The organism is Streptomyces sp. CA189 (assembly GCF_056428985.1).
The window spans coordinates 187,927-213,666 of record NZ_JBWJVM010000003.1 but is presented as its reverse complement, the minus strand read 5'-3'; the positions used below and the strand labels follow the sequence as shown (position 1 = coordinate 213,666).

Here is a 25,740-nt window from a genome sequence, read left to right as displayed (position 1 = left end):
GAGGCCCGTTCGGTTCTCGGCGGGATCGGGCAAATCCCGGGAAGCTGCACGCAGTTGACCAGGCGTGGTGTCACCAGGCAACGGGCAGATCCCGCAACCCGTAGACGATGGTGTCCCGTTGGAACACGAGCTGCTCCTCGGGTACGGCTAGCCGCAGGCCGGGCAGCTCGCGCAGGACGGTCTCCAGCATGATCTGGAGCTCGACGCGGGCCAGGGTGTGGCCCAGGCACTGGTGCGGACCGTGGCCGAAGGCCACGTGCCGGCGCGAGTCCCGGGTCACGTCCAGCTCGGCGGGACGGGCCGGGCCGCCGTCCCCCGGGGCTTTGGTGGGGTCGGTGCGGTTCGGGGGGCCGAAGAGCTCCGGCTGCCGGTTGGCGGTGGACAGCATGCAGATCACCCCGTCCCCGGCCCGGATCGCCGCCCCGCCGACCGTGACGTCCTCGGTGGCGGCGCGGCCCAGGCCGAGGTGGATGATCGTGAGGTAGCGCAGCAGTTCCTCCACCGCCCCCGGGATCAGGGCCGGTTCGGCCCGCAGCCGGGCGGCCTGCTCGGGGCGGCGCAGCAGGGCCAGGACACTGAGCGCCGCCATGTTGGTCGTGCTCTCGTGTCCCGTGATCAAGAGCATGAAACCGAGCGAGGCCGTTTCCCGCGCGGTCAGGTCGGGCCGGACGGCGAGCCGGCTGAGGATGTCGTCCCCGGGATCCCGCCGCTTCCGCTCGGCCAGGTAGCCCATCAGCTCGCGGTGGGCCTCGGCGGCCCGTCCGGGGTCCGTGGTGTTGTCGAGCAGGGTCCGGCTGAGCGACTGGAACAGCGCGTGGTCCTCGTACGGGACCCCCAGCATCAGGCAGATGACCAGCGACGGGACGGGCAGCGCGAAGTCCGCGACGAGGTCGGCGCTCCGGCGCCCGTCGGCGGTCATCGCCTCCACGGCGGCCTCGACCACCTCCGCGATGGCCGGGCGCAGTTCCTGGACCCGGCGGGTCAGGAAGTCCTTGGCGACCATCCGGCGCAGCCGTGAGTGCTCCGGGTCGTCCCTGCGGATGAAACTCGGCTGAGCGGTGGCCAGTTGGCGCTGTCCGGGGGAAAGGAAGGGGAACCCCGGAGTGCGTGCGTCGGCGCTGAAACGGGCGTCGGCGAGCACCGCCCGCACTTCCTGATGGCCCGTCACGAGCCAGCAGGGGGTGCCGTCGGGCAGCTCGGCACGGCTGACCGGCGCCTCGGCGGCGGCCTGCGTATAGCCGGGCGGCGGGTCGTAGGGGCGGGCAGCGCGAGCGGGGCGGGCAGCGCGAGCGGGGCCGCGGCCGGGCTTCCGCCGGCAAGGGGTGCGACGGCGGCGGTTGGCGTGGTGGTGGTCACGGTGACGGTCATGGTGGCGGATCTCATTCGGAGGGGGTTCGGCCGCCGTCGGGCGGGGTGTGGAGGGCGCCGAGGGTGGCGCACATGGTGGCGCACTGCCCGGCGAGGATCAGCAGTTCGATCAGCTGGTCGGGGCGCAGTCCGCCCGCCAGCCGGTCCCACAGCGGCTGCGGCAGCGGCTCGCCGGCCGCGAGCGCGTCGGAAGCCTCCAGCAGGGCCGAATCCAGCTCAGACCAAGGGTGTTCGGCGAGGTATGAGGCTGTCGCCGCCACCTCCCGGGGGTCCAGTCCGGCGTCGGAGGCGACCGCGCGGTGCCGGTCGTACACGAAGGAACCGCCGCGGCGGTGCGCGGTGCGCAGGACGACGAGCTCGCGCTGACGGCCCGTCAGGGTCCCTTCGTGGGTCAGGACCCGGGCGAGGGAGAGCCAGGCGTGGGCGAGACCGGGATGGTGGGCGAGCGTGCCGAAGAGGTTCACCCGGCCCGGTCCGTCCTTGGCGGATCCGGCCAGCAGTCCGCGCAGCGCGGGCGTCCACCGCTCGGGCGGCAGCGGGATGATGCGTACGGGAGGCTCGGGCCGTTCGGTGGTCATCGGGCTCACCACCGGCAGACGGCGACGCCGGCGCTCGCGCCGCTCGCGAACCCGAACATGCCCACCAGGTCGCCCGGGTGGAGCCGGTCCGATGTCAGCGCGGTGGCCAGCTGCAGCGGGATGGTGTTGGTCGCGACGTTGCCGTGCGCGGGGAAGGTGGACAGGATCCGCGACGGGTCCACACCCACCCAGCCGCACGCCACCCGGGTGAAGGGCGCGGACGGCTGGTGCACGCAGACGAGGTCGAAGTCCTCCACGTCCACCCCGAGTTCGCGCACCGCGGCACGCACCTTGGCCGGCATCCCGTCGAAGGACGCCACGAGCCGGGCCGAGTCGATCTCCAGGCGGCCCATCCTGCGGTGGTTCGCGTACGGGTTGGGCAGCGTCGCGGCCTGCCAGCCCCAGGAGTTGGCGAAGAACCGGCTCCCGAGGATCCCGGGCCGCGTGCTCGCCGCGACCAGTACCGCCGAGCCCATGTCGCCGGTGCTCAGGCTCGGCAGGGCGCCCAGCACCTCGTCCGGGTCCGTGACGCTCCAGCGGCTCTCCCGGGTGCTGACCTCGGCGCTGGTGATCAGCACCCGCCGGTACTGTCTGGTCCGGACGAAGGCGTCGGCCACCTCCAGCGCGTTCAGCACGCCGTTGCAGGCGTTCCTCAGGTCGAACACCGGGCAGTCCAGGCCGAGTTTGGCCGCCACCACATGGGCGGTGGCCGGTTCCTCCATGTCGGCGAGGATGCCGGCGTAGAGCAGGTCAACCTTCCGGGCGGCAGTGCCGCTCTCCTCCAGCAGACTGCGGGCGGCGCGCACCGCCAGGTCGGAGGGCTGCTCCTCGGGCGGGGCCACCGTGCGCTGGGACAGCCCGTACATGTGCTGGAGCACGCCCCGGGACATGGGGATGCCGGGGCTGGCCGCCCGGAAGCGGTCCTCGACCGCGGAGACGCTCTGGCGCTCCTCCGGTACGTGGACGGTGGCGTGGACGACGGCACTGTGAACGGCCAAGGGGACGAAGCCTTCTGCTGGTGAGGGGACGGTGGCGGTCAGGGCGCGGTGAGGAGGAGCACCACGTTGTGCCCGCCGAAGCCGAAGGAGTGGCTGACGGCGACCCGCTGCGCACGCACCGTGCCGGTCACGCAGTCGATGTCGTAGGGAGAGCCGGAACCGCAACCGGAGCCGCGCGCCGATAGGTTGGCGATCGGTGCCACCCGGGAGTCCCGGATGGTGAGCGCGGCCTCCACGGCGCCGGAGGCACCGAGGCTGTGGCCGAGCACCCCCTTGGGGGCGGTCACGCTGGGGCCGTGCGGCAGGACGCGGGCGATGAGTTCGGCCTCGGTCCGGTCGTTGAGCGGGGTGGAGGTTCCGTGGGCGTTGACGTGGTCGACGTCCGCCGGGGACAGCCCGGCCTGGGCGAGCGCCGCCCGCAGGGCGGCCTCGGCGTACTCGCCGCCGGGGGAGGGTGCCGTCGGATGGTGTGCGTCCGAGGTGAGGCCGGCTCCGGCCAGGTGCGCGTACCCGCGCCGCCCGCGGGCCGCTGCGTCCGCCGCCCGCTCCAGTACGAGCACTGCGGACCCCTCCGCGATGACGAAGCCGTCCCGGTCCGCCGCGAACGGCCTGGAGGCCTGGGCCGGCTGGTCCACCCGGCCCGACAGGGCGCCCATCCGGGCGAACCCGGTGGCGACCACCGGGGTCACGGCGGCCTCCGCGCCGCCGGCGACCGTGATGTCGCAGGCGCCGGAGAGCAGCAGGTCACGGGCGACGGCCAGGGCGGTGGCCCCGGAGGCGCAGGCCGTCTCGGTGGCCAGGGAGGGGCCGTGGGCGCCGAGGTCCGTCGACACCTCGCCGGCGGCCATGTTGGGGATGAGCATCGGGATGAGGGAGGGCGAGACCAGGTCGGGTCCCCCCTGGTGGTGGCGCAGCGTCTGGGTCTCCAGGTGGGGAGCGCCGGCCAGTCCCGAGCCGATCACCACGGCCACGCGCGCCCCGTCCCAGGAGGCGGGGTCGAGTCCCGCGTCGGCCACGGCCTCGCGGGCCGCGAGGACCGCGAGGACCGCGAGCTGAGTGAAACGGCCCATCCGCCAGGCCTTGCCGCCGCCGATGCGCCCCTGCTCGGGGGTCATGGCGGGGATCCGGCAGGAGAAATCGACCGGGCAGTCCTTCAGCTCAGGATCGGTGTCCGCCGTCGAGCGGCCCCGAAGCACCCCGGCCCAGGTGTCCTCGCGGCCGATCCCGGCCGGGGTGATCAGCCCCAGGCCGGTGACGGCGACGGCGCGCGGGTGCGGGGAAGCCGTCACAGGGCGTCCTGCTCGGTCCGCTTGGAGTGGAGCACGGCCACGAGCTCGCCGATGGTGGTGCGCTTGGCGGCCTCGTGCTCCTCGACCTTCACGCCGAGTTCTTCCTGGAGGGCGAGGGCCAGTTCGGCGAGGGCGAGCGAGTCGAGGTCGAGGCTTTCCAGGGTGGCGTCGGGCAGGACGCTCTCGGGGGAGACTTCGAACTTCTCGGTGAGCACGGTGGTGAGGATGGTCTGGACCGGGGGCATGGCGGTGTGTCCTTCCGGGACGGGTGGTGATCGGAGAGCGAAGGCCGCTTCGGCGCGGACGGCGTACGAGGCAGCGGGTGCCGGGGCCGGGCGGAGCCCGGGGCGAAGGGGCGGACCTCAGGGGGCCGGTTCGATGCCGGGCACCGCACGGTCGAGCCGGGGCCAGAGCACGGCCGCCGACCCCCAGGTGAGCCCGGCGCCGAAAGTGGTGAGCAACACCCTTTCCCCGGCGTGCAGTTCGCCGCGCGAGGCGGCGTCGGCCAGGGCGAGCGGGATGGATGCGGCACCGGTGTTGCCGACCCGCTCGATGTTGGTCACCCGGCGGGGTCCGGGGACGGGCAGGCGCTCCCCGACGGCCTTCACGATGCGGGCGTTGGCCTGGTGGGCGCAGAACCGGTCCACATCCTCGGGCGACCAGCCCGCGTGCTTCAGCACGGTCTGCGAGGACTGGGTCATCCGGGTCACCGCGTGCTGGAACACCTCGCGCCCCTGCATCCGGAGGTACCGGTCGCCGGGGCCGTAGGCGGCCGGGGCCGACCGCTCCCGGGCTCCGCCGCCGCGGACCTCGATCAGCTCGTCGGCCGAGCCGTCGCTGCCGAGGTCGAAGGCGAGGATGCTCCCCGGTTCCCCGGACCGGCCCCGGCGCAGCACGACGGCACCCGCGCCGTCGCCGAAGACGATGCCGGCCGAGTGGTCCGCGGGGTCCAGGAGGGTCGAGTACAGGTCGGCCGCCACGAGCAGGACCCGGTCCGCGCAGCCGGACAGCAGGGCGCCGGCGGCCGTGGCGAGCCCGTACAGGACGCCGCTGCAGGCGGCGTTCACGTCCCAGGCCGCCGCGCCGCCCAGGCCCAGCCGGGTGGCCAGTTGCGGGGCCATGGCCGGCATGGGCCGGTCCGGAGTGGAGGTGGCCACGAGCACGGTGTCCACGGGGGCGCCGCCCGCCACGGCCAGGGCGCGGCGTCCGGCTTCGAGGGCGAGCTCGCCGGTGGAGACCCCGGGGTCGGCCCACCGCCGCTCGTGGATCCCGGTGCGGCGGTGCACCCAGGCGTCGTCGATGCCCCATGCCGAGGGGAGTCCGGCGTTGGCGACCACCCGGGGCGGAACGTATCCGGCGATGCCCTCCAGGACCGCCGCGGGCGGGGCGGATCGGGTGGCCGAGGGTGTCAACTGGTCTTCTGGGCAAGGCAGGAGGGGAGTCGCGCACGTCTCTCAGGAGGGATCTCGGGGGAGCGGCACGACTGTAGGGCGGGTCAAGATCACGGCGGGCGCGGCGGCCGAAGGGAACGGATGTGCTGGACACCTGGTCGGACGTCATCGCCGCAGCTCAGGGGCACGGAGGAAGAAACGTTACGGCCGATGGGCCATCGGGGTATCGCCCCAAAGATTGAATTCGGTACGGCTGTCCAGGCGTCCTGCTGACGTCGGGGTGCTGCCGCCCTCGGGCTCCTCAACCGCTTCCGCGGGCCGAGGGCAACGGTGGGGGAGGGGTGCCGCTGTTGAACGTGTTGCACGTGCGCCTCTCCCGGGCCGCTCCGCGGCACGCGAGACCGGGAGGGCCCGGGAGGGAACGGGCGCGAGGGGGGCAGGGGAGCAGGGTGCGGGCCGCACCGACCTGGCACGGGCCGTCAGTCGACCTGGAGCTCGCCCATCCGGCTCCAGCCGGTCGCGCCCTCGATGGTGGTGCTGACGATCTCCGGCGTCCGGGTCACCAGGGGTCGCATGGTCTCCAGGGCCGCGCGGAAGTGCCCGGAGGTGACGTGCGCCTCCGCGGCATCGTCCTGGAACGCCTCGACCAGTACGTAGGTGTCCGGCTCTTCCAGGCTGCGGGACCACTCGAACCACAGGTTGCCGGGTTCGGCGCGGGTGGCCCGGGTGAACTCCGAGACCAGCTCGGGCCACTGGTCGACGTACTCGGACTTGACGGGGAATTTCACCACAATGAAGATCATTCGATCATTGTAGGTGCGAGCCTCACCCCGGCCCCCTGACGTCCGGCAACCGGGGCAGGGGGCCGGGGCGAGTCTGCCCGGCTTACTGCGCCCTCAGGTCTGAGAGGGGGCCGAAGGAGCCCCAGCCCCAGCCCCCGGCGCCGCCCCCGGCGCGGGCGCGGGGAACGCCGTGGCGGTGAGCACCGCCGCGAGGTTCTCCTTGCGCATCCGCTGGTCGACGTAGACGAGGGCGATGACGAGCTGCGGGAAGCTGAACTGGAACAGCGAGCTGATGACACCGCCGAGCAGCATGGTGCCCCCGTAGACCAGGAATCCGATGAGCAGCGCGCCGGGATCCGGCGAAGAGTCGCCCGGTCCCGGCATGGTCGGGAAGAGCGCGAACATGCCGACGAAGCCGAACGGCATCTGGATGACGTACCCCACGGCCATCGCCACGAGGTAGCCGAGCAGCGAAATGCCGAACACCCGCCACCAGCCGTCGCGGACCAGGTGCGAAGAGCGCTTCAGGGCCGCGACGGGGCCGAGTCCCTCGCACACCGCCGCGGCGGGCGCGAGGCTGAACCGGGCCACGAGCCAGATCGAGAAGGGCGCGCACAGGAAGGAGCCCAGGATGAGGAGGCCGAAGGCGGCCGACGGGCCGGAGCCGTCCAGGGACGTGGACATGATGATCAGCGGGATGCAGATGGCGTAGAGCAGGAGCACCGGCCCGCCCGCCATCAGCGCGGTGAGCAGCACGGTGCCGAGCACCGACGGCAGTCGCGACCAGCTGCGGCGCCACATCGAGCGGAAGGTCGCCGGGCGGCCGAGCACCGCCTCCTGGATCAAAGCGGGACACAGCGCGCTGAACATCGCGGCGCCCACCGTCATCGCGACGAGCAGGACCACGCCCGCCGGTACGAAGGACAGGAAGAGGGCCGCCACGTCCGAGCCCTCGGGGTCCTCTCCCGGCGCGAGGCCGAAGACGGCGGAGAACCGGTCGTAGGCGACCGCGACGGTGATCGCGAGGGCGGCGCCCACGAGCAGGATCCCGATGCCCTGGACCGCGGCCATGATGCCGATCAGGGGCTTCCAGTACCGCCCGAAGGTCCCGAAGGCCCCGTTGAGCACCTCGCCCGTGGCGAGCGGGCGCAGGGGTATGACGCCCGGCTGCGGCGCGGGCGGTGGCATCCAGCCGCCTCCCCATTGCGGCGGCATGGGCTGACCCGGGTGGTGACCCCACCCAGTGTGGTGCGACATCGCTGTTCCCCCTCGAATGAAGGGACACGGTAACCCGTCGGTGAAGGCCCGCTGTCAAGGCCCCCCTGTCAACGCCCCTGTCAACGCCCCTGGGCAACGCTCCTGGGCAACGCTCCTGGTCAACGCCCTGGTCCTCAGCCGGTGCCCCCGTCGAGGGGGACCACGAGCCCGATGGTCTCGGCCGCCACGGCGATGGCGTAGTCGAAGAACGCGGCCTCGTCCCGGACGCTGTCGTGGGTACGGCTGAAGACCTGGAACACCAGGAGTCCGATCAGGCTGCTCCACAGTACGATCCCGCGCTCGATGACGTCCGAGAACGGCTCCGGCGGCAGGCCGCCGAAGGCCTCCACGGCAGCCGGCAGCAGCAACGGCGGCCCGGGCACCGTCCGCCGGGGCGGAGTGAGTTCGCCGCCCGCCAGCGCCGCGCCCACGATGCGGGCGAGGACGCCGGGCGTGCGCGAGGCGGGCAGGACGGTGTCCTGCGGGGCGTGGTAGCCCGGTACGGGCGATCCGTAGATCAGCGTGAACTCGGCGGGGTGGTCGAAGGACCACTGCCGCAGCGCACGAGCGACCGCGAGCAGCCGGGCACCGGCCGGGGCGCCGGCGCCCGTGGCGGCCTCGTCGGCCTGCTCCATCGCGGCGCCGGACGCGTCGTAGGCGTCGATGACCAGCGCGGTCAGCAGGTCGTCCCGGTGCGGGAAGAGGGCCTGCACCTCGGTGACGGTGCGGCCGCAGTCGTGCGCGACGGAGTCCAGGGACAGCCCTCCGCCGCCCATTTTCACCAGGTGCTGGCGCGCGGTGTCCTTGATCAGGTCTGAAAGGATCACATCGCCGTATGTCGAATTCGTTGCGTAATCGTCCATGCCGAAACCGTACCGGTCATCCCCAACTGCCGTGCGTGCGGCCTCCGTAGGGGCCCACCCGAGACCGTCGGCCGGTCGTGGAGCCCGAGCGGGCTGATGTCGCCGTACGCCGCTCCTCCCCGGGTGCGTGAAGATCGGGCGAGAGCGCGAACGCCTCCGCCACGGCATGCACGTGGGCACGGCATGCACGTGGGCACGACGCGCAGGTGGACACGACCGCAGACGGAGGGCTCCATGACATCCACGGAGACGGACACGGACCGGCCGGGCCGGGTCGAGGCCCACGGCATCGACCACGTCCCCGACCGGGAACGCCACGGCCGCGCCCGCGAGCTGTTCCCCGTCTGGGCGGCGGCGAACGTGAACTACCTGAGCATGGTGGTCGGCGGCGCCCTCGTCCTCATGGGCCTGAGCCTGGGTCAGGCCCTCGCGGTCATCGTGGTGGGCAGCCTGTTCTGGGCACCGATCGGCCTGCTCGCCGTCTCGGGACCGGCCTCGGGCACGCCGAGCGAGGTGCTCGCCCGGGCGATGTACGGCATCCGCGGCAACCGGGTGAACATCGCCGTCAACGGCTGGCTGCTCTGCATCTGCTACCTCGCCCTCAACCTGGCCGCCGCCGCGGTCGCCGCCTTCGTCCTCGTCGAGAAGGCGGGCATCGACACGAACAGCGGTGTCAAGGTCGCCGTCGTGATGGTCATCGCCGCCCTCACCCTGGCCATCGGCGTCTACGGGCACGCCACCATGGTGAAGCTCTACCCCCCGATCGCGATCGCCCTCACGGTGACGTTCGCCGTCGTCGCCGGCTACGTGTGCGTCCGCGCCGACCTCGGCCACCAGCCCGCCGAACCACTGACCGGCGGCGCCCTGTGGGCCACCCTCTCGGCCGGCGTCACGCTCATCGCCTCGGGCCCGCTCTCGTACACCAACAGCGCGGACTTCTCCCGCTACCTGCCGCGTGCGACCTCCCCGAGGGCGGTCGCCGGCTGGACCGCGCTCGGCGGCTTCCTGCCCGGCGTCCTCCTCACCTCGTTGGGCGCCCTCGCCGCGACCGTCGTGGACACGGCCGACCCGCAGGCCGGGCTGGAGAGCATCCTGCCCGCCTGGTTCTCGCCCGTGTTCCTGCTGGCGATCGTGCTCGGCACGATCGCCAACAACGCCATGACCGCCTACAGCTCCGGCCTCGCACTCCAGGCCGTCGGCGTCCGCGTCCGCCGCTCCGCCGGCGTCCTCGTCGACGGAGCGCTCGCCGTCGCCGTGACCCTGTACGCGCTCCTCGTCTCCAACTTCCTCGACACGGTCGGCAACCTCCTCCAGCTGACCGTCGTCGTGCTGGGCCCCAGCACGGCCGTCTACGTGACCGACATCCTGCTGCGCGGCTGCCGCTACGACGGCCGCGCGCTCACCGACGAGAGCCGCGGCAGCCCCTTCTGGTACACCGCGGGCGTCAACTGGGCCGGCGCGCTGGCCCTGACGGCGGGCATCGCGGCGGCCGCCCTCTGCGTGGACACCCTGTACACCGGCCCCGTCGCCCGGGCCCTGGACGGACTGGACCTCTCCCTGCCCGCCGGCATCGTGGTGGCGGCGTCCGTCTACGCACTCCTGATGCGGCGCTCCCTGCGCGGCCGGGCCGCCGCACCACCGGCCTGACCCCGCAGGGAGCGCCGGCGGCTCCCCCGGCGTCGAGGCCGTCTCTTTCGGATCTTGCCTGGCCCCGCGCCGCCCGGCACCGCACCTCGCCGCACTGCCGGGGCACCCGAGTACGTCCAGTACGCGGGAGCCCCGGCAGCGCGGCGAGGCACGGCACCGGACGACGCGGGCCTGACCGGCAAGATCCGAAAGAGACGGCCTAACCGGGGGCCGTGGAACCTCAGGCGCCGAGCGGCTCCTGGAGCTCGGTGACCCACTGGTTCCGGTCGTCCGGGACGGCCAGGGACACCTCGCGCGCATAGCCTGCGGAGCGCTCCCCGTTCGCGTCGATCCACTGGGCCAGGGCCTGCGAGGTCGGCAGGACGGAGTCCATCGAACCCCGGTGTACGACCGTCGCCGCCCGCTCGACTGCGGGCAGCACGACGATCCGTACGTCGCCCCCGAGGTCCTCGGCGCGCACGGAGGCGGCCACCGGCAGCCCGGCGTGGACCAGGACGGCGCCCGGCCGCTCCGCGTCGCCGGCGTCCTCGTAGTAGGCGGTTCCCGGGGCGGTCGGCGTGATGCCGGCGGCCTCGAAACGGCGGCACAGCTCGTCGTAGAGCGGGCCGATGACCGGGCCGATGTCCTGCCCCTCGTAGCTGCCCGCGACCCCGCTCAACTCGGCGAGGCGGACGGGCGGAAGGCTCTTCACGACGATGTCGATGGAAGACATGGTTCCCTCGTTCTCGATGATCCGGAGCCTCGTCTCGACCTGGGTCAGCCGGGCCGCCGCGGCGGCCATGGCTGTTTCCAGTTCCGCCTGCCGCAGCCGCAGCATGCCGCGCAGCTCCTCCGCGCTCACCAGCTCGTCGAGTATCGACCCCACCTGTTCCAGGCTGAAGCCGAGCTCCTTGAGCGCGATGACACGGTTGAGGCGGGCGAGCTGCCCGGCCTCGTAGTAGCGGTAGCCGCTGGCGGGGTCGACACGGGCCGGGTGCAGCAGTCCGAGGGCGTCGTAGTGACGCAGCATGCGGACCGACACCCGGCCGTGCTTGGCGAAGTCTCCGATGGTGAACATGACGCCTTCCAGTGCAGGCCCTGACACGGTGTGAGAGTCAAGCGAGCCCAGAATATGCGTCCATCGGGCCAGGTCAGCGGCCTGACTGGCGGATGCAGAGATCCACGATGGAAGGCGGCAGGGTGCCCTCCGCGGCCGTGCACAACTCCTCCGTGCGGGGCAGCGGCGGTACAGGGTTCCGTGCGGGGCGGCCAGGTCGGGCGGCGGCCGCCTCGGGCGGGTGCGCGCGGCGCGGCGCGGCCGGCTTCGCGCGCCGTTCGGCCGCCGGGCGGGATGCCTTGGCGGCATGCCGGGGGGCGGGTCCGTGTCCGCCGTCCCGGTCGGCGTCCGCGCGGTCGGCGCCGGCCCGCGCCGGGAGTTCGCCGAGGGGCAGCGCCTCGGCGGGGAGCCCGGCCGTACCGGCTTCGGGGGAGGAGCTCCCGGCCGAGGACGCGTCGGCCGGCCGGCTGAGCTCCGGAGCGTCGGCGGGCGGTACGGAGCCACGCGCGGGCACGTCGGAAACCTGCGGGCCGCCGACCGACACGCAGCCGGCGCTCGCGAGGAGGGCGACGAGGGAGAGGGGCAGGGCCCGGCGCAACTGCATCGGACCACCATGCCGCACGGGTGGGCGGGTGGATTTCCGCGCGCACGCGTGTGGGTGAGGCGGGGGAAGCCGAGGGGGCCGGGGAGGGCGCCGTGGGCGTCGCCGAAACGGTCCTGCGAGCCCACTGTGATCGTTTCTGCCGTGCCGGGAGGTTCACCGGTCCGGGAGAACGCGCACGTGGACGGGGGTGGACCTGGCGGGGAAATCCGGACAAGGTTCGGAGGGGAACGACAGCGCGGATGCCGGGGGAGGCGCGACCCCCGGTGCTCCGCGTTGCCGTGCCGGCTCCCCGGACCCCGCCCCGCCCGACCGGCGGGAACGCTCCGGTGGGCCGCCCGCCTGCCCGCCCGCCTGCCTGCCTCGTACGGAGTCCCGCCCCATGACCGCTGCCCCCGCGACGGGCGAGGCGGTCGCGCCCGAGAAGGCGGTCGCGCCGGACAAGGCCGTTGCGCCGGACACGACCGTCGCCGGGTGGCGGGGATGGGGAGCCGTGGGGGCGGTGTCGCTCGGGATCTTCTGCCTCATCACCTCCGAGTTGCTGCCCGTCGGCCTGCTCACCCCCGTGGGCGCCGATCTCGGTGTGTCCGACGGCACCGCCGGGCTGATGGTCACCGTGCCGGGGCTGGTCGCGGGCCTCTGCGCGCCCCTCGTCACCGTCGGCGCCGGCCGGCTCGACCGGCGGTGGGTGCTGGTCGTGCTGATCGCCCTGATGGCCGTCGCCAACCTGGTCGCCGCCGTCGCCCCAGGCTTCGGGGTGCTCCTGGCCGCCCGGGTACTCGTCGGGGTCAGCGTCGGCGGGTTCTGGGCCATAGCCGGCGGCCTCGCCGTCCGCCTCGTCCCCGTGCACCACGTCGGCCGGGCCACCGCGCTCGTCTTCGGCGGAGTCCCCACCGCCTCGGTACTCGGCGTCCCCGCAGGGACCCTGCTCGGCGAGATCGGCGGCTGGCGCTTCGCCTTCGCGGCCGTGGGCGGGCTCGGAATCCTCACCCTGGCCGCACTGCTCCTGCTGCTCCCCCCGCTGCCGCCGACCCGGACCATCACCTTCGCCCAACTCCCCGCCCTGCTCCGGGGCAACCGCGCGGTCCGGGCCGGAGTGGCCGTCACCTTCCTGGTGGTGACGGGCCAGTTCGCCGCCTACACGTTCGTACGGCCGATCCTGCAGGACGTGTCCGGGGTGAACGCCGCCTACGTGAGCACCCTCCTCCTCGGCTACGGGATCGCGGGCGTGGCCGGCAACTTCCTGGCGGGAGCACGCGACCCGTACCGCACGCTGTTCACGGTCGGGGCCGCCCTCACCGTGATCCTGGCGCTGATCGCGATCGTGCCGGGAGCGGTCGCCGGAACGGTGCTGCTGCTGGCCTGGGGGCTCGTGTACGGCGGGGTCTCGGTCAGTCTCCAGAGCTGGATGATCAAGGCGGCACCGGACGACGCGGAGGCCGCCTCCTCGCTCATGGTGGCCATGTTCAACCTGGCCATCGCCGCGGGTGCGCTGTCCGGCGGTCTCGCGGTCGACGGGATCTCGGTTCCCGCGGCCCCGTTGGCCGGAGCCGTCCTGATGGCCCTGGCGGCCATCACCATCCGGCTCACCTCGACCTCCCGCACGGCCACGCGGGCAGTCATGGGCGCGGGCGCGGCGGCCGCCGTCAGCGATACCGATGCTTCCGCCGCCGCCGAGGGGCGCGCCGGCTCCCGCGACGCCTCACCGGCCGACCAGCGGTAGGCGGGCGGTAGGGGGGCGGGAGCTCACCGGTAGATCCCGGGGCAGGAGTTGACCGTCCGCCATCCGGACGGTCAGCCGTCCAGCCTGGCGGAGGGGCCGCTCCCGACGGGCCGGATCCGCTGAAGAGGACATGCCCAGACGGGGCGGATGGGGTGGATCGGACATCCGGCTTGACCTGGGGCATGTCCTGGGGAAAGAGTGCGCCGGTCGAACATCACCGCCCGGACCGACCCCCGTCGGCGACTTCCGGACGTCGAGCGCCACCGTACGAGCCGCACCTCGGAGATCCCTCACATGCCCAGATCCGCCCGCTCTCCGCTCGCTTCGGCAGCGGTCGGCGGCTTCGTCGCGGTCGTCGCCGGTGGGCCTGCCTCCGTCCGGTGGCGCCTGGACGGCTCCAGGAGCCTCCCCGACGCCACGAGGGCGGTCGCGAACCGCGCCGACCCCCGGCCGCGCGGCATCCTCGCGCCGGCCGTCGCCGCTGCGGCCCCGACGTCCCGCACACCCGGCGCCTCCGCGTCCCCGACTCCGGTCCCGACGCGGACACCGTGTGGAAATCCCCTCGCGGTCGCTTCCGGCGGCTCGGTCCCCGGACCCGTCGCCGACGCGGGCCCCGGCCCGGGCCCCGGCGCGAGTGGCCCGGCCGGCGGGCCCGCCCTGACCGGCGCGGGCATGGCCGCGCCCCCGGCGATCGGCGGTGCCCGTGTTCCGGCCGCCGGCGTCGGCACGGTCCTGGTCGCCCGGCGGCGCAGGACCTGACCGGCCGGGTACGGGAGCCGACACCGCACCGCCGCGCCGGCCCCCGTACCCGCCGGGAGACAACCATGTCCCCTGACCCCGATGAGAGTGGGATCGTGCCCGACGACGATCGCTTGCTCGTACGCCCCTACGTAACCGCTTCGGGCCCGCTGCCCGGGTCCCCCGCGCCCGGCTCCTCCGCGCCCGGCTCCTCCGCGCCCGCCTGGCCCGAGGAGTCCGGGCGGATCTCCGTACCGACGCGCTTCGGGCCGCCCGTCGAGGCGCCCGGTCCTTCGCGCGCGCCCGAGCGGGAACCCGTACCGGGGACCGCGCCCTCGGCGGCCCCTGTCGCCGACCGGCGGGGCAGCCGGCTCCCGTTCGTCGGGCTCGCCCTGCTCGCGCTCGGGGCGGCGGGGGCCCTCGCGTTCCTCCTGCGCGGCCCCGACCGGGAGCCGCCGCGCGCCGTGGCCCCGCCGGGCCTGTCCGTCCCGGTCCTCCCCGAGCGCAGCCCGGGTGCGGGCGAGGAGCCCACGCCGGCCGGGGAGCCCGTACGCCCGCCGGTGCCCGGAGCCACGTCCGCGACGGCTCCGTCGGCCGCCGGCCGGCCCCCTTCCGGCCCGTCGGCGAGCACGAGCCGGGACCCGAAGCCCGCCGGCCCGACGGGCACGCGCCCGACGCCGGGCCCGGACGGGACGCTGAGCCCGGGGGACCGCGGGGCCGAGGTGCGCGCCCTGCAGGAACGGCTCCACGCGCAGGGGTTCACGTACGTCTCCCTCACCGGGGTGTACGACGAGCAGACCCGGCGCGGCGTACACCAGCTCCAGCAGAACAGGAGCATCAAGGGGGACCCGCCGGGCGTCTACGGCCCGGCCACCCGCGCGGCCTTCGCGAGCGAAGGCTGACACCTCCCCGTCCCTCCGCAGGCGGGGACCGGGAGGTGCCGGGGGAGGCTCAGCGCCCGCCGGCGACGCGCAGGACCGTACCGGTCGTGTACGCGGCGTCCGCGGACAGCAGCCAGGCGATGGCCGCGGCGACCTCCACGGGCTGCCCCGCCCGCCCGAGCGGGATCTCGGCCGCCGCCAGCGCCGGGCGGTCGGGGTCGCCCATGGCGGCGTGCATGTCGGTGTCGATGATGCCGGGGGCCACGGCGTTGACCCGGATGCCGTCCGGGCCCAGCTCCTTGGCGAGGCCCAGGGTCAGGGTGTCGGTGGCGGCCTTGGTCGCGGCGTAGTGCACGTAGCGGCCGGGACTGCCGAGGGTGGCGGCCGCGGAGGAGACGTTGACGATCGCCCCGCCGCCCGACGCGGCCATGTCCCGGGCGGCCCGGCGGCAGCAGAGCAGGTACCCGAGGAGGTTGACGTCGAGCACGCGGCGCAGGTCCTCGACCCGGATGTCGGCGAGCCGGCCCGGGGTGCCGGTCACCCCGGCGTTGTTGACCAGCCCGGTCACCGCACCGAACTCGGCTCCGGCGATGTCGAAGAGCCGCTCCACGCCGCACTCCTCGGAAGTGTCACCGCGCACGGTCACACACCGCGCGCCGGCTTCCCGCACCCGCTCGGCGGTGGCCTTGGCGGCCGCGTCGTCGTGGAGGTAGCCGAGGACGAGGTCGTGCCCGTCGGCGGCGAGCCGGACGCACGTGGCGGCGCCGATACCGCGACTGCCTCCGGTGACGATGGTGACCGGACGACGTGACATATGAGCCTCCTGTGTGACGCATTACCCCGTGTCGTGCCCACACCTGGGATGGCCGCAGGCTAACACCGCGCCATCCGGCTGACCAGCGGAAATGAACTCAACCGCACGGCGCCGCTAGCCTCGTTGGATGCCGCCCGTGGCCCGAAGGACGAGACGGAGGTCGTCGTCCACCGAGACCACCAGACCTGATGGGTGCCGGTCGATCGCCAGGTGCCATGAGCCCGGCAGTAACTGGTCCCGAGGACGCGGGGAGGCCTCTCCGTCCAGTGTGTACAGGGGGCGGGGCGCCGGCACCGCGAACCAGAACGGCTCGAAGGAGGACGGCGAAGGCGCGGGCGCGGACAGATGCCGGGGAGTCTCGTACGGCGGCAGCAGCCCGGGACGTTGGTACCCCGCAGGTTGGCTCAGGTAGTCGGGGAGATCACGACGGGCGGACGAAGCGGTGGGAGCAGGAGTGCGGCCCGTGAGGAGGTCCGTCTGGCGGACGAAGGTCTCGTTCATGTCGGCGGCGCCGTCCCGCACGAGCGCGAGCAGGGTGGCGGCCTCTCCGGGCGCGATGCTCCGGCCGGACTCCTTCTGGAGCAGAGACTCCCGGACGGTCCGTGTCGCGTGCGTCAGTGGTGAGTTCATGCCCGCCGGTGCCTCGGCGAAAGGGATGCCGGGGATCGCCGCCAGGCGGAAGAGGGCGTTGGTGACGTCCCCGAGGAGTGATTTCAACTCGCCGTCGAAGGTGGCCAGATCCACCGGCCGGGGGGTCGCGAGGTCTTGCACGGCGAGTTCCATGAACAGCGCCCAGGCCCGGGTGGCGATGCGGGCGGTGGAGGTGGTCTCCAGGGCCAGTTCGAGCGTCCGGGCATCCTTCTCGGCGGCCGTGGTGGCCGAGATGCTCCTCTGCGCCCCACGCTGCTGGCGCCCGGTGCTCCAGGCTCCGATCGTCGCGCCTCCCAGGACGCCCAGGACTCCGTATATCGCTTCGAGAGCAGCCATCGAGGGATTCTCGCCAAGGGCGCTTCCGTAGAACAGTCCTGAGCACACGTCAGCCACGCCATTGGCCGGTAATCGTGCGCACGTGGCTCACCGGGCCGGGCTTCGCCTGGCCGACCGGCGTGGGATCTTGCCGGCCGGCCTTCCACGCCTTGCTACCACCTGCGGCGGCTCGGGACGGGTGGAATCATCGTGGAGGAGCCGGGACGCGGCACCGGACGTGAGCGGTGGCGGAAGCCCGTCCACCGCCAGTCGATCCGCGATCCCGCTTCCGCGCCCGCCGAACAGCGCGAGGCCGGACGCGCGTACGCGCGCGCCCCGCCCTCGTCGTGGTGGATCGCCCAGCAGGGCCCCTCAGGAATGCGCCGAGGTCGCCACGTACAGCGACTTCCTCCCCCACCTGACTCCCGGCGGCGTGGACCGGATGCGGGCCGAGGCCACCGTCCTGCCCCCGCCGGCGGCCCTCTCCGCCACCCCCCCGTGATCCGGCGAGCCGAACTCCGCGCGCCCCGGTCCGTGTAGCCAAGTCCGTGTAGGCCAAGGCCGTTGACAGGTGATCCGGTGCGCCGGGATCATGCGGGAGAGCGCTCTCCCGGTGTTCGGGGGGTTGGTGTGTGAGGGGTGGACATGCGCGACGGTGACGTGGAACGACTGCTGGACAAGCTGGATCCCGAGCAGCGGGTATGGCTGCTGACCGGGGCCGACACCTGGCGGACCCGGCCCGAACCGGACGTGGGGCTGCGGGAGATCGTCTTCTCGGACGGTCCGGCCGGAGTGCGCGGACCCGGCTGGGACGAGCGGTTCACCTCGGCCCTGCTGCCCTCACCCACCGCCCTCGGGGCCCTGTGGGACGAGGACCGGGTCCGCCGGCTCGGAGAACTGCTCGGCGACGAGGCCCGGCGCAAGGGCGTCCACGTCGTTCTCGCTCCCACCCTCAACCTGCACCGCAGCCCCCTCGCCGGACGCCACTTCGAGTGCTTCTCCGAGGACCCGTTGCTCGCTGGCCGTACGGGGGCGGCCCTCATCCGCGGGGTCCAGTCGCGCGGGGTGGCCGCGACGGCCAAGCACTACGTGGCCAACGACTCCGAGACGGAGCGGCTGACCGTGGACGTACGGCTCGACGAGCGCGTGCTGCGCGAGCTCTACCTCGCGCCCTTCGAGGCCGCCGTCCAGGCGGGGGTGTGGCTGGTGATGTCGGCGTACAACAAGGTCAACGGGGTGACGATGAGCGAGAGTTGCCTGCTCGCGGAGCCGTTGAAGGGGGAGTGGGGCTTCGACGGGGTGGTCGTCTCCGACTGGGGCGGTGTCCGTTCCACCGTGGCCTCCGCCGTCGCCGCGCAGGACCTGGCGATGCCGGGCCCGCGCGGTCCGTGGGGGGAGTCGCTACGGGAGGCCCTGGCGGGCGGCCGGGTTCCGGAGGAGGCGGTCGCGGACAAGGCCTGCAGGCTCCTGCGGCTGGCCTCGCGGGTGGGGACCCTCATCCCTGGTGATGTACCTCCGGGGTCGGGGCTGAGGCCGGGGCCGGGGGCGGCTCTGGACCCTGCCCTGGCCGAGGTCGCCTCCCCGGCTCCGAATCCGGCCTCGAATCCGCATCTGGCGCCCTTGACCCAGGCCTCGGCTCTGCTCCCGCCCCCGGCCGCCTCCCCCGACTCGGACTCGGGTCCGGCTCCGGACCTCCCGGCCGTGGCTCTGCCCCAGCCCGTGACCCTGGCTTCGAGCCCGGCGGGGCAGCCCCCGGGTCGGCCCGGCGCCCAGGTGTCGGCCCGGACTTCGGCCCCACCCCCGGCCCCCGCCCCCGCATTCGACGCGCTGCGCCGGGAGCTGCGGTCCGCGGCTGCTGCGAGCTTCGTGCTGTTGGAGAACCGGGGGGTGTTGCCCCTGGAGCGGGGGGCGTTGGGCGGCCGAGGGGTCGCCGTCATCGGAGTGCACGCCGACGACCCCCGGGTCCAGGGCGGCGGTAGTTCCGAGGTGTTCCCGCAGCGCGTGGTCAGTCCGCTCGACGGGCTGCGGAGCGCGCTGGGGCCGCACGTCCGGGTCGCCTACGAACCCGGCCCCGCGCCCGAGGGCGGCGGCGGGCAGGCCCCGCTGGGCGTGCGGTACGCCCGCGACCCGGAAGGCGGCGCCCCCGGGGTGCGGTTGCGCGTGCTCGGCGCCGACGGGGCGGTGCTGGCCTCCGCCCACCAGCCTTCCGGCCGGGTGCTGGAGCCGGAGCTGCCGCCCGGCGCCCACACCGTCGGGCTCGCCGCCGTCCTCCACCCGGACACGAGTGGAACCTGGACCCTCGGACTCGGCGGTTTCGGTGCACTCCGCCTCGCCGTCGACGGAACGGCCGTGCTCGACGGCGAGTACCCGCCCGAGACGGCCGATCCGGCCGTCATCCACGTCCGACCGCCCCAGCACACCGCCCGGATCCAGCTCACCGCCGGCCACCCCGTGCACGTCGTGGCCCGGCGCGAGCTCGTCCCGGGCACGGGCCGGGCGACCGTGCTCACCGCCGCCCCGCCCCTCCCCGACCCGGCGCAGGCGCTCGCCGCCGCCGTGGCCGCCGCCCGGGAGGCCGACGTGGCCGTCGTGGTAGTCGGCACCACCGAGGGCGGCGAGTCCGAGGGCTTCGACCGGGCATCGCTCCGACTGCCCGCGCCCCAGGACGAGTTGGTGGCCGCGATCACCCGCGCGAATCCCCGTACCGTCGTCGTGGTCAACTCCGGCGGCCCCGTCGAGCTGCCCTGGCGCGAAGCCGCCGGAGCCGTCCTCCTCACCTGGTTCCCCGGTCAGGAATGCGGGCACGCACTCGCCGACGTCCTCCTCGGCCTCGCCGAGCCGGGCGGGCGTCTCCCCACCACCTGGCCGGCCGTGCTCGCCGACGCACCCGTACGCACGACGCAGCCCGCCGACGGCCGACTCCCGTACGAGGAAGGCCTGCACATCGGTCACCGCGCCTGGCTGCGGAGGGGCTCGGCCGGCCCGGCTCCCGCGTATTGGTTCGGGCACGGACTCGGCTACACCACCTGGGAGTTCGAGGGTCTCGGTGCCCCCGAGCCGACCCCCGGCGGGGGCTACGAGGTTGCCGTGACCCTCCGCAATACCGGCGCCCGGCACGGGCGCGAGGTCGTCCAACTCCACCTGTCCCGGCCGGACTCGGCGGTCGAGCGCCCGGTGCGGTGGCTCGCGGGCTGGGCGGCTGCGGAGGCGGAGCCCGGGGAACCGGTGACGGCGTACGTACGGATCCCCGCGCGGGCCCTCCAGCACTGGTCCCCGCAGGCCGGGGGCTGGACGGCGGAGCCGGGGCGGTTCACCGTCCTGGCCGGTCGCACCGCGGGTGATCTGCCGCTCCGTGGGGCGATCGAGGTCTGAGGGAGGTCTGAAGGGGGGCTGGGGGAGGTCTGAGGGAGGCCTGAGCGGGGGCGGCTACAGTGCCGCCATGGACGCAGCGCGCACGGCCACCGGCACCGGCACCGGCATCGCCACCGGGACGGCCACCGGCACCGGCACGGCCCCGACCCTGGAGGACGTGGCCCGCGCCGCCGGTGTGTCCCGGGCCACGGTGTCCCGCGTGGTGAACGGGGTCCGCAATGTGGACCCCGCCATCCAGCAGGCGGTCCAGCGGGCCGTGGCCGCCACCGGGTACGTGCCGAACCGCGCGGCCCGCTCGCTCGTGACCAGGCGCTCGGGTGCGGTGGCGCTGGTGGTCTCGGGCGCGGGAGCGGACACCGGCCGGGTGTTCCAGGACCCCTTCTTCGGGCGGGTGGTGAGCGGGGTCGTACGGGCCCTGCGCCCGCGCGGGGTGCATCCGGTGCTGCTGTTCGCCGACGGGGAGGCGGACCGCGCGCAGGTGCTCGCGTACCTCTCCCAGGGCGGTGGGGACGGAGCCCTGCTCGTCACCACCGACGGCCGTGACCCGCTGCCCGGCATGCTCGCGCGCGCCGGCCTGCCCGCGGTGCTCTTCGCCCGCCCGGCGCCCGAGGTCCCGCTGGACTGGGTCGACCTGCGCCACCGCGAGGGCGGGGCGCTGGCCGCGCGGCACCTCCTCGCCCGGGGCTGCCGGCGGCTCGTCGCGATCGGCGGCCCGGCGGACGTGCCGGCGAGCCGGGACCGGGTGGCGGGCTTCCGCGAGGCGCTGGCCGGAACGGCGGTACGGGTGGCCGAGGCCGACTTCACGCTGGACGGCGGCGAGCAGGGGATGCGTGCGCTCCTGGCCGAACGCCCGGACCTGGACGGTGTGTTCGCGGCGAACGACCTGATGGCGCAGGGCGCCTGCCTGGTGCTGCGCGAACACGGCCGCCGGATCCCCGAGGACGTGGCGGTGGTCGGCTTCGACGACTCCGGCGCGGCGGTGGCGTCCAGGCCCCGCCTGACGACGGTCCGCCAGCCCGTGGAGGACATGGCGGCGGAGATGGTCCGCCTCCTCCTCGACCGGGTGTCCGGCGCGGCGGCATCCGACCCGGTGGAAGTGCTCTTCGACCCGGTGCTGGTGGTCCGCGACTCGGCCTGAGCGCCGGCCGCCGGCCGATGGGGTCGGCCGATGGGGTCGGGTGAGGGGCGGGGGCGAACGGGGGCAGGAAATCCGGGTGCGGCGCGGCGGGAGCCGGGTGAGCATGGCCGGATGGGCGAGCTGCTGTGGGACGAAGTGGAAGGCCTCTTCGGCATGGAGGGGAGCTGCATCCTGGAGGGACGGGTCGAGGGGGCCGGCCCCGAGGACTGGCAAGCGCTCCTGGACCTCGTCGCCGAGCACGGCTGGCGCGGCGAGTACGGGGTGAGCGAGGGGGTCCCGCTTCCGCTGCCGTCGGCCGAGGCCCTTTTCGCCCCGGCCACCGGCCTGGATGGGGCGAGGTTCCGGGTCTGGCCGCACCCGGAGGTGCTGGTGATCTTCGACCCGCCCTCGGTGGCAGAGGTCGACTTCGACGTGGACATCTGCCAGCTCCGGGGGCAGGAACGGCTGGACGTGCTGAGCGGGTTCCTCGGTGTGCTCGGACGCAGGACGGGCAAGTCCGTGGTGCTCGTGTCCGAAGGGGACGAGGACTGTGGTCGCCCGCTCATCGGCTTCGATGCCGGCCGTGACCGGGTGCTTCTGCGGCCGAACGGCTAGGTTGTCTCTTTCGGATCTTGCCGGTCAGGCCCACGTCGTGCGGTGCCGGGCGGCGCGGGCCAGGCAAGATCCGAAAGAGACGGCCTAGGGCCCGCAGGGGCTCAGCAGTCGAAGGCCGACCAGCAGATGTCGTTGCGCAACCGCTGGTCGTCGAGGACGAGTTCGCGGATCGCCTCCGGGAGCTGCTCGCGCTGCCACCGGCATTCCTGCCGCCCCGCGGCCTCGCCTTCGGCGTCCGGCACGGCAGCGCGTGCCGCCTTGATCGCGTAGGCGGCCGCACCGAGTTCGTGCGCGGCGACGTGGGCGACGGCCCCGGCCTGGCCGGCGGCGTACGCGGCGTGCCGTGCCGCCCCGCGCAGATCTCGGGCCGCACCCATCGCATGGCCGCCCGCCGCGCGTGACTGCGTCATCGTGACCTCGCCGCGCACCCATGCCCGGGCGTGCTCGATCGCCTGGCGCGGCCGTGGGTCCTCGGGCCGGGCAGCCTCGAACAGGCCGAGGACGTGCTCCGCGCAGGTTGCCGCCCAGAGCGCGAGCAGGTGATGGTCCGCGCCGGTGAGGGTCCCACCCCGGCGGATCGTCACGAAGCGGGGGTCCCGGATCTTGGGGAGGATCATGGTCGGCCTTCCTTCGGTGACACCCTGCCCCCGGCACCCTACCCGCGCTTCGCGCCCGAGCCTGGTGAACGGGCCCCTTGGGCGGGCCCCTTGGGCGGGCCCCTTGGGCGGGCCCCTTGGACGGGCCCCGCAGACGGGCCCCATGAACGAGCCCGTGAACGCGCCCTGCGAACGTGTCCCGCAGGCGCGCCCTGCGGAGGGGTCCCACGGAGGCGCCCCGCGAACGGCACCCCGCCGGCCCTACCCCCGCCCCGCCGCCGGCGCGGAGCCTCCGCGGGTCTGCAGGGACGTCTGCCAGCCCGGGGCCTCCGTCGCGGGCTCCGGCGGGGTGCGGCGGCCGCCCGTGGTGAAGAAGGCCGCCAGGGGGAGGGTGGCCGCGCCCACCGTGACCGCGTCCGGGCCCAGGGAGCCCATGTCGATGGTGACCCGGGCCGCCGGGTGGCGCAGCGAGTAGCGCGTCGCGTGTTCCCGTACCGCAGGGAGGATGTGCGGGCCCAGCATCAGGCCCGCCCAGCCGCCGATCAGGATCCGTTCCGGATGGAACAGGTTGATGACGTCCGACAGGCCCGCGCCCAGGTACTCCGCGGTCTCGTCGAGCACGTCCAGCGCGATCGCGTCCCCGGCGCCGGCCGACGCCAGCAGCGCGGCCAGGGCGTCCTCCTCGTCCCCCGCGACCGCGACCGCCGCCCCGCCGCCGCCCCGCTCCGCCCAGCGCGCCAGGAGCGATTCCGCCCCCGTGTACGCCTCCAGGCAGCCCAGCGCCCCGCAGCGGCAGCGCCGCCCGCGGACCTGCACCGTCAGGTGGCCCCACTCCAGCGGTGCGCCCCCGGTGGTGGCGCCGTCCGGGGAACCGTCGGTGATCAGGCTCGCTCCGACGCCGGAGCCGAAGAGCACGACCACCGCGTCCCGGGCCCCGCGCCCCGCGCCGAACCACATCTCGGCCTGGCCGAGCGTGCGCGCCCCGTTGTCGATGATGTACGGGACCTCCGGCGGCACGGCTCCCGTCGCCCGCAGCAGCGCCTCCAGCGGGACCGCGTCCCAGCCGATGGTCTGCCCGTGGACCACGGCGCCGCCCGGCGCGTCGCGGTCGACGATGCCGGGCACGCCGACGCCGACGCCCAGGAGCCGGTCCGTCCCGACCCCGGCCCGGTCCAGGACGGTGGCGATCCCGCTCCGTACGTGGTCGACGATCGGGCCGACGTCGTAGCAGCCGCGCGGCTGCAACGGCAGCTCGGTACGCGCCAGTTCGGTGAGGGTGAGGTCGAACAGCTCGACCCTGACCCGGGTTTCGCCCACGTCGATGCCGATCATGTGCGCGCTGCCGGGCGCGACGCGCAGCAGCGTACGCGGACGGCCGCCGTCGGAGTCGACGATGCCGGCCTCCTCCAGCAGTCCGTCCGCCACGAGCTCACCGACCACGTTGCTGACGGATCCCGAGCTCAGGCCGGTCGCGGGGCCCAGTTCCTGCCGGCTCATGGGCCCGCCGAAGTACAACTGCTGGAGCACGGCGCTGCGGTTGCCCCTTCGCAGGTCCCGCACCGTACGTCCACTGCGCCCCGTCGTCATGTGGCTCCTTCCGCCCTGACATCGATCGCAACATACCCTTGCGCGACCCCTTGACGCGACCCTTTCCCGAGGCTTAACTCACGTCCTAAATTAAGGCCTGGAAAGAACGGAGTCGCCGAGTACCCGGTTGGGGCCGGGTGCTCGTACCGTCCACCGGCCTTTCTCCTCAACCCTGCCGAAAGGGACCGAGCCGCCATGCGCAGAACCCGAGCCGCCTCCGTCACCGCCGTCACCGTCTCCATGCTCGCAGCCGCCACCGCCTGCGGAGGCGGATCCGCGGACGCGGAGGGCTCCAACAAGGCCCCCAAGGAGATCACCTACTGGGCCTCCAACCAGGGCCCCGACATCGCGGCGGACCAGGCGACCCTCGGCCCGGAGCTGAAGAAGTTCGAGGAGCAGACCGGCATCAAGGTCAAGCTGGAAGTGGTCCCGTGGTCGGACCTGTTGAACAGGATCCTCGCCGCCACCGCTTCCGGGCAGGGCCCCGACGTCCTCAACATCGGCAACACCTGGTCCTCCTCCCTGCAGGCCACCGGCGCCCTGCTGCCCTGGGATGCCAAGAACTTCGAGGCGATCGGCGGCAGGGAACGGTTCGTGGACTCCGCCATCGGCTCGGCGGGCGCCAAGGGCAAGGACCCGGCCGCCGTCCCCCTCTACTCGATGTCGTACGCGCTGTACTACAACAAGAAGATGTTCCAGGAGGCGGGCATCGAGAAGCCCCCGGCCACCTGGGACGAGATGGTCACCGTCGGCCAGAAGCTGTCCAAGGACGGCAAGTGGGCCCTGGGCGCGGAGGGCGCGAACCTCTCCAACAACATCCACCAGGCCTTCGTCTTCTCGCAGCAGCACGGCGCGGAGTTCTTCGACGCGAGCGGCAAGCCGACCTTCGACACCCCGGCCAACGTCGACGCCGTCAAGCAGTACGTGGACCTGATGGCCAAGGACAAGATCATCGCCCCGGGCAACGCCGAGTACGACAAGAACCAGTCCCTCCAGGACTTCGCCAACGGCAAGACCGCCATGGTCCTGTGGCAGAACGCGGCGAGCAGCTTCAAGGCCCAGGGCATGAAGGAGGGCGACTGGGGCGTGGCGCCCGCGCCCGTCCCGGCCGGCGGCGCCCCCGGCACCGGGAAGAACGTCAACTCCATGGTCGCGGGCATCAACCTGGCCGTCTTCAAGAACACCGACAACATCGACGGCTCCCTGAAGTTCGTGAAGTTCATGACCAGCGACGAGGAGCAGAAGATCCTCAACCAGACCTACGGCTCCATCCCGCCGGTCAAGTCGGCTCAGACGCACGCCGCCTTCGGCACCGAGGACCTCACGGTGCTCCGCAACACCCTCTCCACCAGCGCCGCCCCGCTCCCGCAGGTCCCCGAGGAGTCCCAGTTCGAGACCGCGGTCGGCACCGCCGTCAAGGAGCTCTTCGCCGACGCCGCGGCCGGCCGCCCGGTGACCACCGATTCGGTCAAGGCGAAGCTCACCAAGGCCCAGCAGCAGATGCAGAAGTGAGTAACCGTT

23 protein-coding genes are annotated in these 25,740 nt (G+C 73.9%); 8 read left to right on the top strand and 15 right to left on the bottom strand.

The window, feature by feature from the left end; translation table 11 throughout:
- Positions 1-70: 70 nt before the first annotated feature.
- The 9 genes from AC061S_RS04480 to AC061S_RS04440 form a co-directional block, all read right to left on the bottom strand.
- Positions 71-1,168, bottom strand: a complete 1,098-nt coding sequence (locus AC061S_RS04480; protein WP_478684497.1) for a cytochrome P450 — start codon at positions 1,166-1,168, stop codon at positions 71-73.
- Positions 1,169-1,379: 211 nt separating this feature from the next.
- Positions 1,380-1,946 (bottom strand): carboxymuconolactone decarboxylase family protein, encoded by a 567-nt coding sequence (locus AC061S_RS04475; RefSeq protein ID WP_478684496.1) that lies wholly within the window; start codon positions 1,944-1,946, stop codon positions 1,380-1,382.
- 5 nt (positions 1,947-1,951) lie between these two features.
- Positions 1,952-2,944, bottom strand: a complete 993-nt coding sequence (locus AC061S_RS04470; RefSeq protein WP_478684495.1) for a 3-oxoacyl-ACP synthase III family protein — start codon at positions 2,942-2,944, stop codon at positions 1,952-1,954.
- A gap of 38 nt (positions 2,945-2,982) precedes the next feature.
- Complete coding sequence (locus tag AC061S_RS04465) at positions 2,983-4,233, bottom strand: beta-ketoacyl-[acyl-carrier-protein] synthase family protein (RefSeq protein ID WP_478684494.1); 1,251 nt, start codon at positions 4,231-4,233, stop codon at positions 2,983-2,985.
- Positions 4,230-4,478, bottom strand: a complete 249-nt coding sequence (locus AC061S_RS04460) for a phosphopantetheine-binding protein (RefSeq protein ID WP_478684493.1) — start codon at positions 4,476-4,478, stop codon at positions 4,230-4,232. Before AC061S_RS04460 ends, AC061S_RS04465 begins: the two co-directional genes overlap by 4 nt.
- A gap of 117 nt (positions 4,479-4,595) precedes the next feature.
- Complete coding sequence (locus AC061S_RS04455; RefSeq protein ID WP_478684492.1) at positions 4,596-5,645, bottom strand: beta-ketoacyl-ACP synthase III; 1,050 nt, start codon at positions 5,643-5,645, stop codon at positions 4,596-4,598.
- A gap of 458 nt (positions 5,646-6,103) precedes the next feature.
- Positions 6,104-6,427, bottom strand: coding sequence for a putative quinol monooxygenase (locus AC061S_RS04450; RefSeq protein WP_478684491.1), 324 nt, complete (start codon positions 6,425-6,427; stop codon positions 6,104-6,106).
- A 93-nt stretch (positions 6,428-6,520) separates the two neighbouring features.
- A complete protein-coding gene (locus tag AC061S_RS04445; protein WP_478684490.1) occupies positions 6,521-7,594 on the bottom strand; it encodes a hypothetical protein in 1,074 nt (357 codons plus the stop codon).
- Between the two features lie 203 nt (positions 7,595-7,797).
- Positions 7,798-8,526 carry a TetR-like C-terminal domain-containing protein gene (locus tag AC061S_RS04440; RefSeq protein ID WP_478684489.1) on the bottom strand — a complete coding sequence of 243 codons (729 nt, stop codon included), beginning with the start codon at positions 8,524-8,526 and terminating at the stop codon, positions 7,798-7,800.
- Positions 8,527-8,760: 234 nt separating this feature from the next.
- Between AC061S_RS04440 and AC061S_RS04435 the strand changes: the two genes are divergently transcribed.
- Complete coding sequence (locus AC061S_RS04435; protein WP_478684488.1) at positions 8,761-10,173, top strand: purine-cytosine permease family protein; 1,413 nt, start codon at positions 8,761-8,763, stop codon at positions 10,171-10,173.
- A gap of 220 nt (positions 10,174-10,393) precedes the next feature.
- Here AC061S_RS04435 and AC061S_RS04430 read toward each other — a convergent pair whose 3' ends face one another.
- Both AC061S_RS04430 and AC061S_RS04425 read right to left on the bottom strand, forming a co-directional pair.
- The gene (locus AC061S_RS04430) at positions 10,394-11,230 is read right to left on the bottom strand and encodes a MerR family transcriptional regulator (RefSeq protein WP_478684487.1); all 837 of its coding nucleotides are present in this window, start codon (positions 11,228-11,230) and stop codon (positions 10,394-10,396) included.
- Between the two features lie 73 nt (positions 11,231-11,303).
- Positions 11,304-11,813, bottom strand: coding sequence for a hypothetical protein (locus AC061S_RS04425; protein WP_478684486.1), 510 nt, complete (start codon positions 11,811-11,813; stop codon positions 11,304-11,306).
- A 379-nt stretch (positions 11,814-12,192) separates the two neighbouring features.
- Between AC061S_RS04425 and AC061S_RS04420 the strand changes: the two genes are divergently transcribed.
- From AC061S_RS04420 to AC061S_RS04410, 3 genes are all read left to right on the top strand, one after another.
- Positions 12,193-13,533: an MFS transporter gene (locus AC061S_RS04420; RefSeq protein WP_478684485.1), complete on the top strand. Its 1,341-nt coding sequence runs from the start codon at positions 12,193-12,195 to the stop codon at positions 13,531-13,533.
- Between the two features lie 294 nt (positions 13,534-13,827).
- Positions 13,828-14,292 (top strand): hypothetical protein, encoded by a 465-nt coding sequence (locus AC061S_RS04415; protein WP_478684484.1) that lies wholly within the window; start codon positions 13,828-13,830, stop codon positions 14,290-14,292.
- A gap of 95 nt (positions 14,293-14,387) precedes the next feature.
- Entirely contained in the window at positions 14,388-15,173 is a 786-nt protein-coding gene (locus AC061S_RS04410) for a peptidoglycan-binding domain-containing protein (RefSeq protein ID WP_478684483.1), read from the top strand.
- Between the two features lie 49 nt (positions 15,174-15,222).
- On the opposite strand, the gene AC061S_RS04405 is transcribed toward AC061S_RS04410, so the two are convergent.
- Positions 15,223-15,966, bottom strand: coding sequence for an SDR family NAD(P)-dependent oxidoreductase (locus AC061S_RS04405; RefSeq protein ID WP_478684482.1), 744 nt, complete (start codon positions 15,964-15,966; stop codon positions 15,223-15,225).
- Between the two features lie 114 nt (positions 15,967-16,080).
- Positions 16,081-16,953, bottom strand: coding sequence for a hypothetical protein (locus AC061S_RS04400; protein WP_478684481.1), 873 nt, complete (start codon positions 16,951-16,953; stop codon positions 16,081-16,083).
- Positions 16,954-17,577: 624 nt separating this feature from the next.
- Here AC061S_RS04400 and AC061S_RS04395 point away from each other — a divergent pair.
- The 3 genes from AC061S_RS04395 (at position 17,578) to AC061S_RS04385 (ending at position 22,036) form a co-directional block, all read left to right on the top strand.
- Complete coding sequence (locus AC061S_RS04395; RefSeq protein ID WP_478684480.1) at positions 17,578-20,304, top strand: glycoside hydrolase family 3 C-terminal domain-containing protein; 2,727 nt, start codon at positions 17,578-17,580, stop codon at positions 20,302-20,304.
- A 67-nt stretch (positions 20,305-20,371) separates the two neighbouring features.
- On the top strand, positions 20,372-21,442 hold the full coding sequence (locus AC061S_RS04390) for a LacI family DNA-binding transcriptional regulator (RefSeq protein ID WP_478684479.1): 1,071 nt from the start codon (positions 20,372-20,374) through the stop codon (positions 21,440-21,442).
- A gap of 111 nt (positions 21,443-21,553) precedes the next feature.
- Complete coding sequence (locus AC061S_RS04385) at positions 21,554-22,036, top strand: hypothetical protein (RefSeq protein WP_478684478.1); 483 nt, start codon at positions 21,554-21,556, stop codon at positions 22,034-22,036.
- 101 nt (positions 22,037-22,137) lie between these two features.
- On the opposite strand, the gene AC061S_RS04380 is transcribed toward AC061S_RS04385, so the two are convergent.
- Complete coding sequence (locus AC061S_RS04380) at positions 22,138-22,653, bottom strand: putative immunity protein (protein ID WP_478684477.1); 516 nt, start codon at positions 22,651-22,653, stop codon at positions 22,138-22,140.
- A 240-nt stretch (positions 22,654-22,893) separates the two neighbouring features.
- Complete coding sequence (locus tag AC061S_RS04375; protein WP_478684476.1) at positions 22,894-24,219, bottom strand: ROK family transcriptional regulator; 1,326 nt, start codon at positions 24,217-24,219, stop codon at positions 22,894-22,896.
- Positions 24,220-24,414: 195 nt separating this feature from the next.
- Here AC061S_RS04375 and AC061S_RS04370 point away from each other — a divergent pair, with 195 nt between their 5' ends.
- Positions 24,415-25,731 carry an ABC transporter substrate-binding protein gene (locus AC061S_RS04370; RefSeq protein WP_478684475.1) on the top strand — a complete coding sequence of 439 codons (1,317 nt, stop codon included), beginning with the start codon at positions 24,415-24,417 and terminating at the stop codon, positions 25,729-25,731.
- Positions 25,732-25,740: the final 9 nt, after the last annotated feature.

What these genes read in the sequence shown, in the direction of transcription:
- AC061S_RS04475 (WP_478684496.1), bottom strand. Translation starts at nt 1,946, where the DNA reads ATGACCACCGAACGGCCCGAGCCTCCCGTACGCATCATCCCGCTGCCG.
- AC061S_RS04460 (WP_478684493.1), bottom strand. Translation starts at nt 4,478, where the DNA reads ATGCCCCCGGTCCAGACCATCCTCACCACCGTGCTCACCGAGAAGTTC.
- AC061S_RS04450 (WP_478684491.1), bottom strand. Translation starts at nt 6,427, where the DNA reads ATGATCTTCATTGTGGTGAAATTCCCCGTCAAGTCCGAGTACGTCGAC.
- AC061S_RS04445 (WP_478684490.1), bottom strand. Translation starts at nt 7,594, where the DNA reads ATGCCACCGCCCGCGCCGCAGCCGGGCGTCATACCCCTGCGCCCGCTC.
- AC061S_RS04440 (WP_478684489.1), bottom strand. Translation starts at nt 8,526, where the DNA reads ATGGACGATTACGCAACGAATTCGACATACGGCGATGTGATCCTTTCA.
- AC061S_RS04435 (WP_478684488.1), top strand. Translation starts at nt 8,761, where the DNA reads ATGACATCCACGGAGACGGACACGGACCGGCCGGGCCGGGTCGAGGCC.
- AC061S_RS04430 (WP_478684487.1), bottom strand. Translation starts at nt 11,230, where the DNA reads ATGTTCACCATCGGAGACTTCGCCAAGCACGGCCGGGTGTCGGTCCGC.
- AC061S_RS04425 (WP_478684486.1), bottom strand. Translation starts at nt 11,813, where the DNA reads ATGCAGTTGCGCCGGGCCCTGCCCCTCTCCCTCGTCGCCCTCCTCGCG.
- AC061S_RS04420 (WP_478684485.1), top strand. Translation starts at nt 12,193, where the DNA reads ATGACCGCTGCCCCCGCGACGGGCGAGGCGGTCGCGCCCGAGAAGGCG.
- AC061S_RS04415 (WP_478684484.1), top strand. Translation starts at nt 13,828, where the DNA reads ATGCCCAGATCCGCCCGCTCTCCGCTCGCTTCGGCAGCGGTCGGCGGC.
- AC061S_RS04405 (WP_478684482.1), bottom strand. Translation starts at nt 15,966, where the DNA reads ATGTCACGTCGTCCGGTCACCATCGTCACCGGAGGCAGTCGCGGTATC.
- AC061S_RS04400 (WP_478684481.1), bottom strand. Translation starts at nt 16,953, where the DNA reads ATGGCTGCTCTCGAAGCGATATACGGAGTCCTGGGCGTCCTGGGAGGC.
- AC061S_RS04395 (WP_478684480.1), top strand. Translation starts at nt 17,578, where the DNA reads ATGCGCGACGGTGACGTGGAACGACTGCTGGACAAGCTGGATCCCGAG.
- AC061S_RS04390 (WP_478684479.1), top strand. Translation starts at nt 20,372, where the DNA reads ATGGACGCAGCGCGCACGGCCACCGGCACCGGCACCGGCATCGCCACC.
- AC061S_RS04385 (WP_478684478.1), top strand. Translation starts at nt 21,554, where the DNA reads ATGGGCGAGCTGCTGTGGGACGAAGTGGAAGGCCTCTTCGGCATGGAG.
- AC061S_RS04380 (WP_478684477.1), bottom strand. Translation starts at nt 22,653, where the DNA reads ATGATCCTCCCCAAGATCCGGGACCCCCGCTTCGTGACGATCCGCCGG.
- AC061S_RS04375 (WP_478684476.1), bottom strand. Translation starts at nt 24,219, where the DNA reads ATGACGACGGGGCGCAGTGGACGTACGGTGCGGGACCTGCGAAGGGGC.
- AC061S_RS04370 (WP_478684475.1), top strand. Translation starts at nt 24,415, where the DNA reads ATGCGCAGAACCCGAGCCGCCTCCGTCACCGCCGTCACCGTCTCCATG.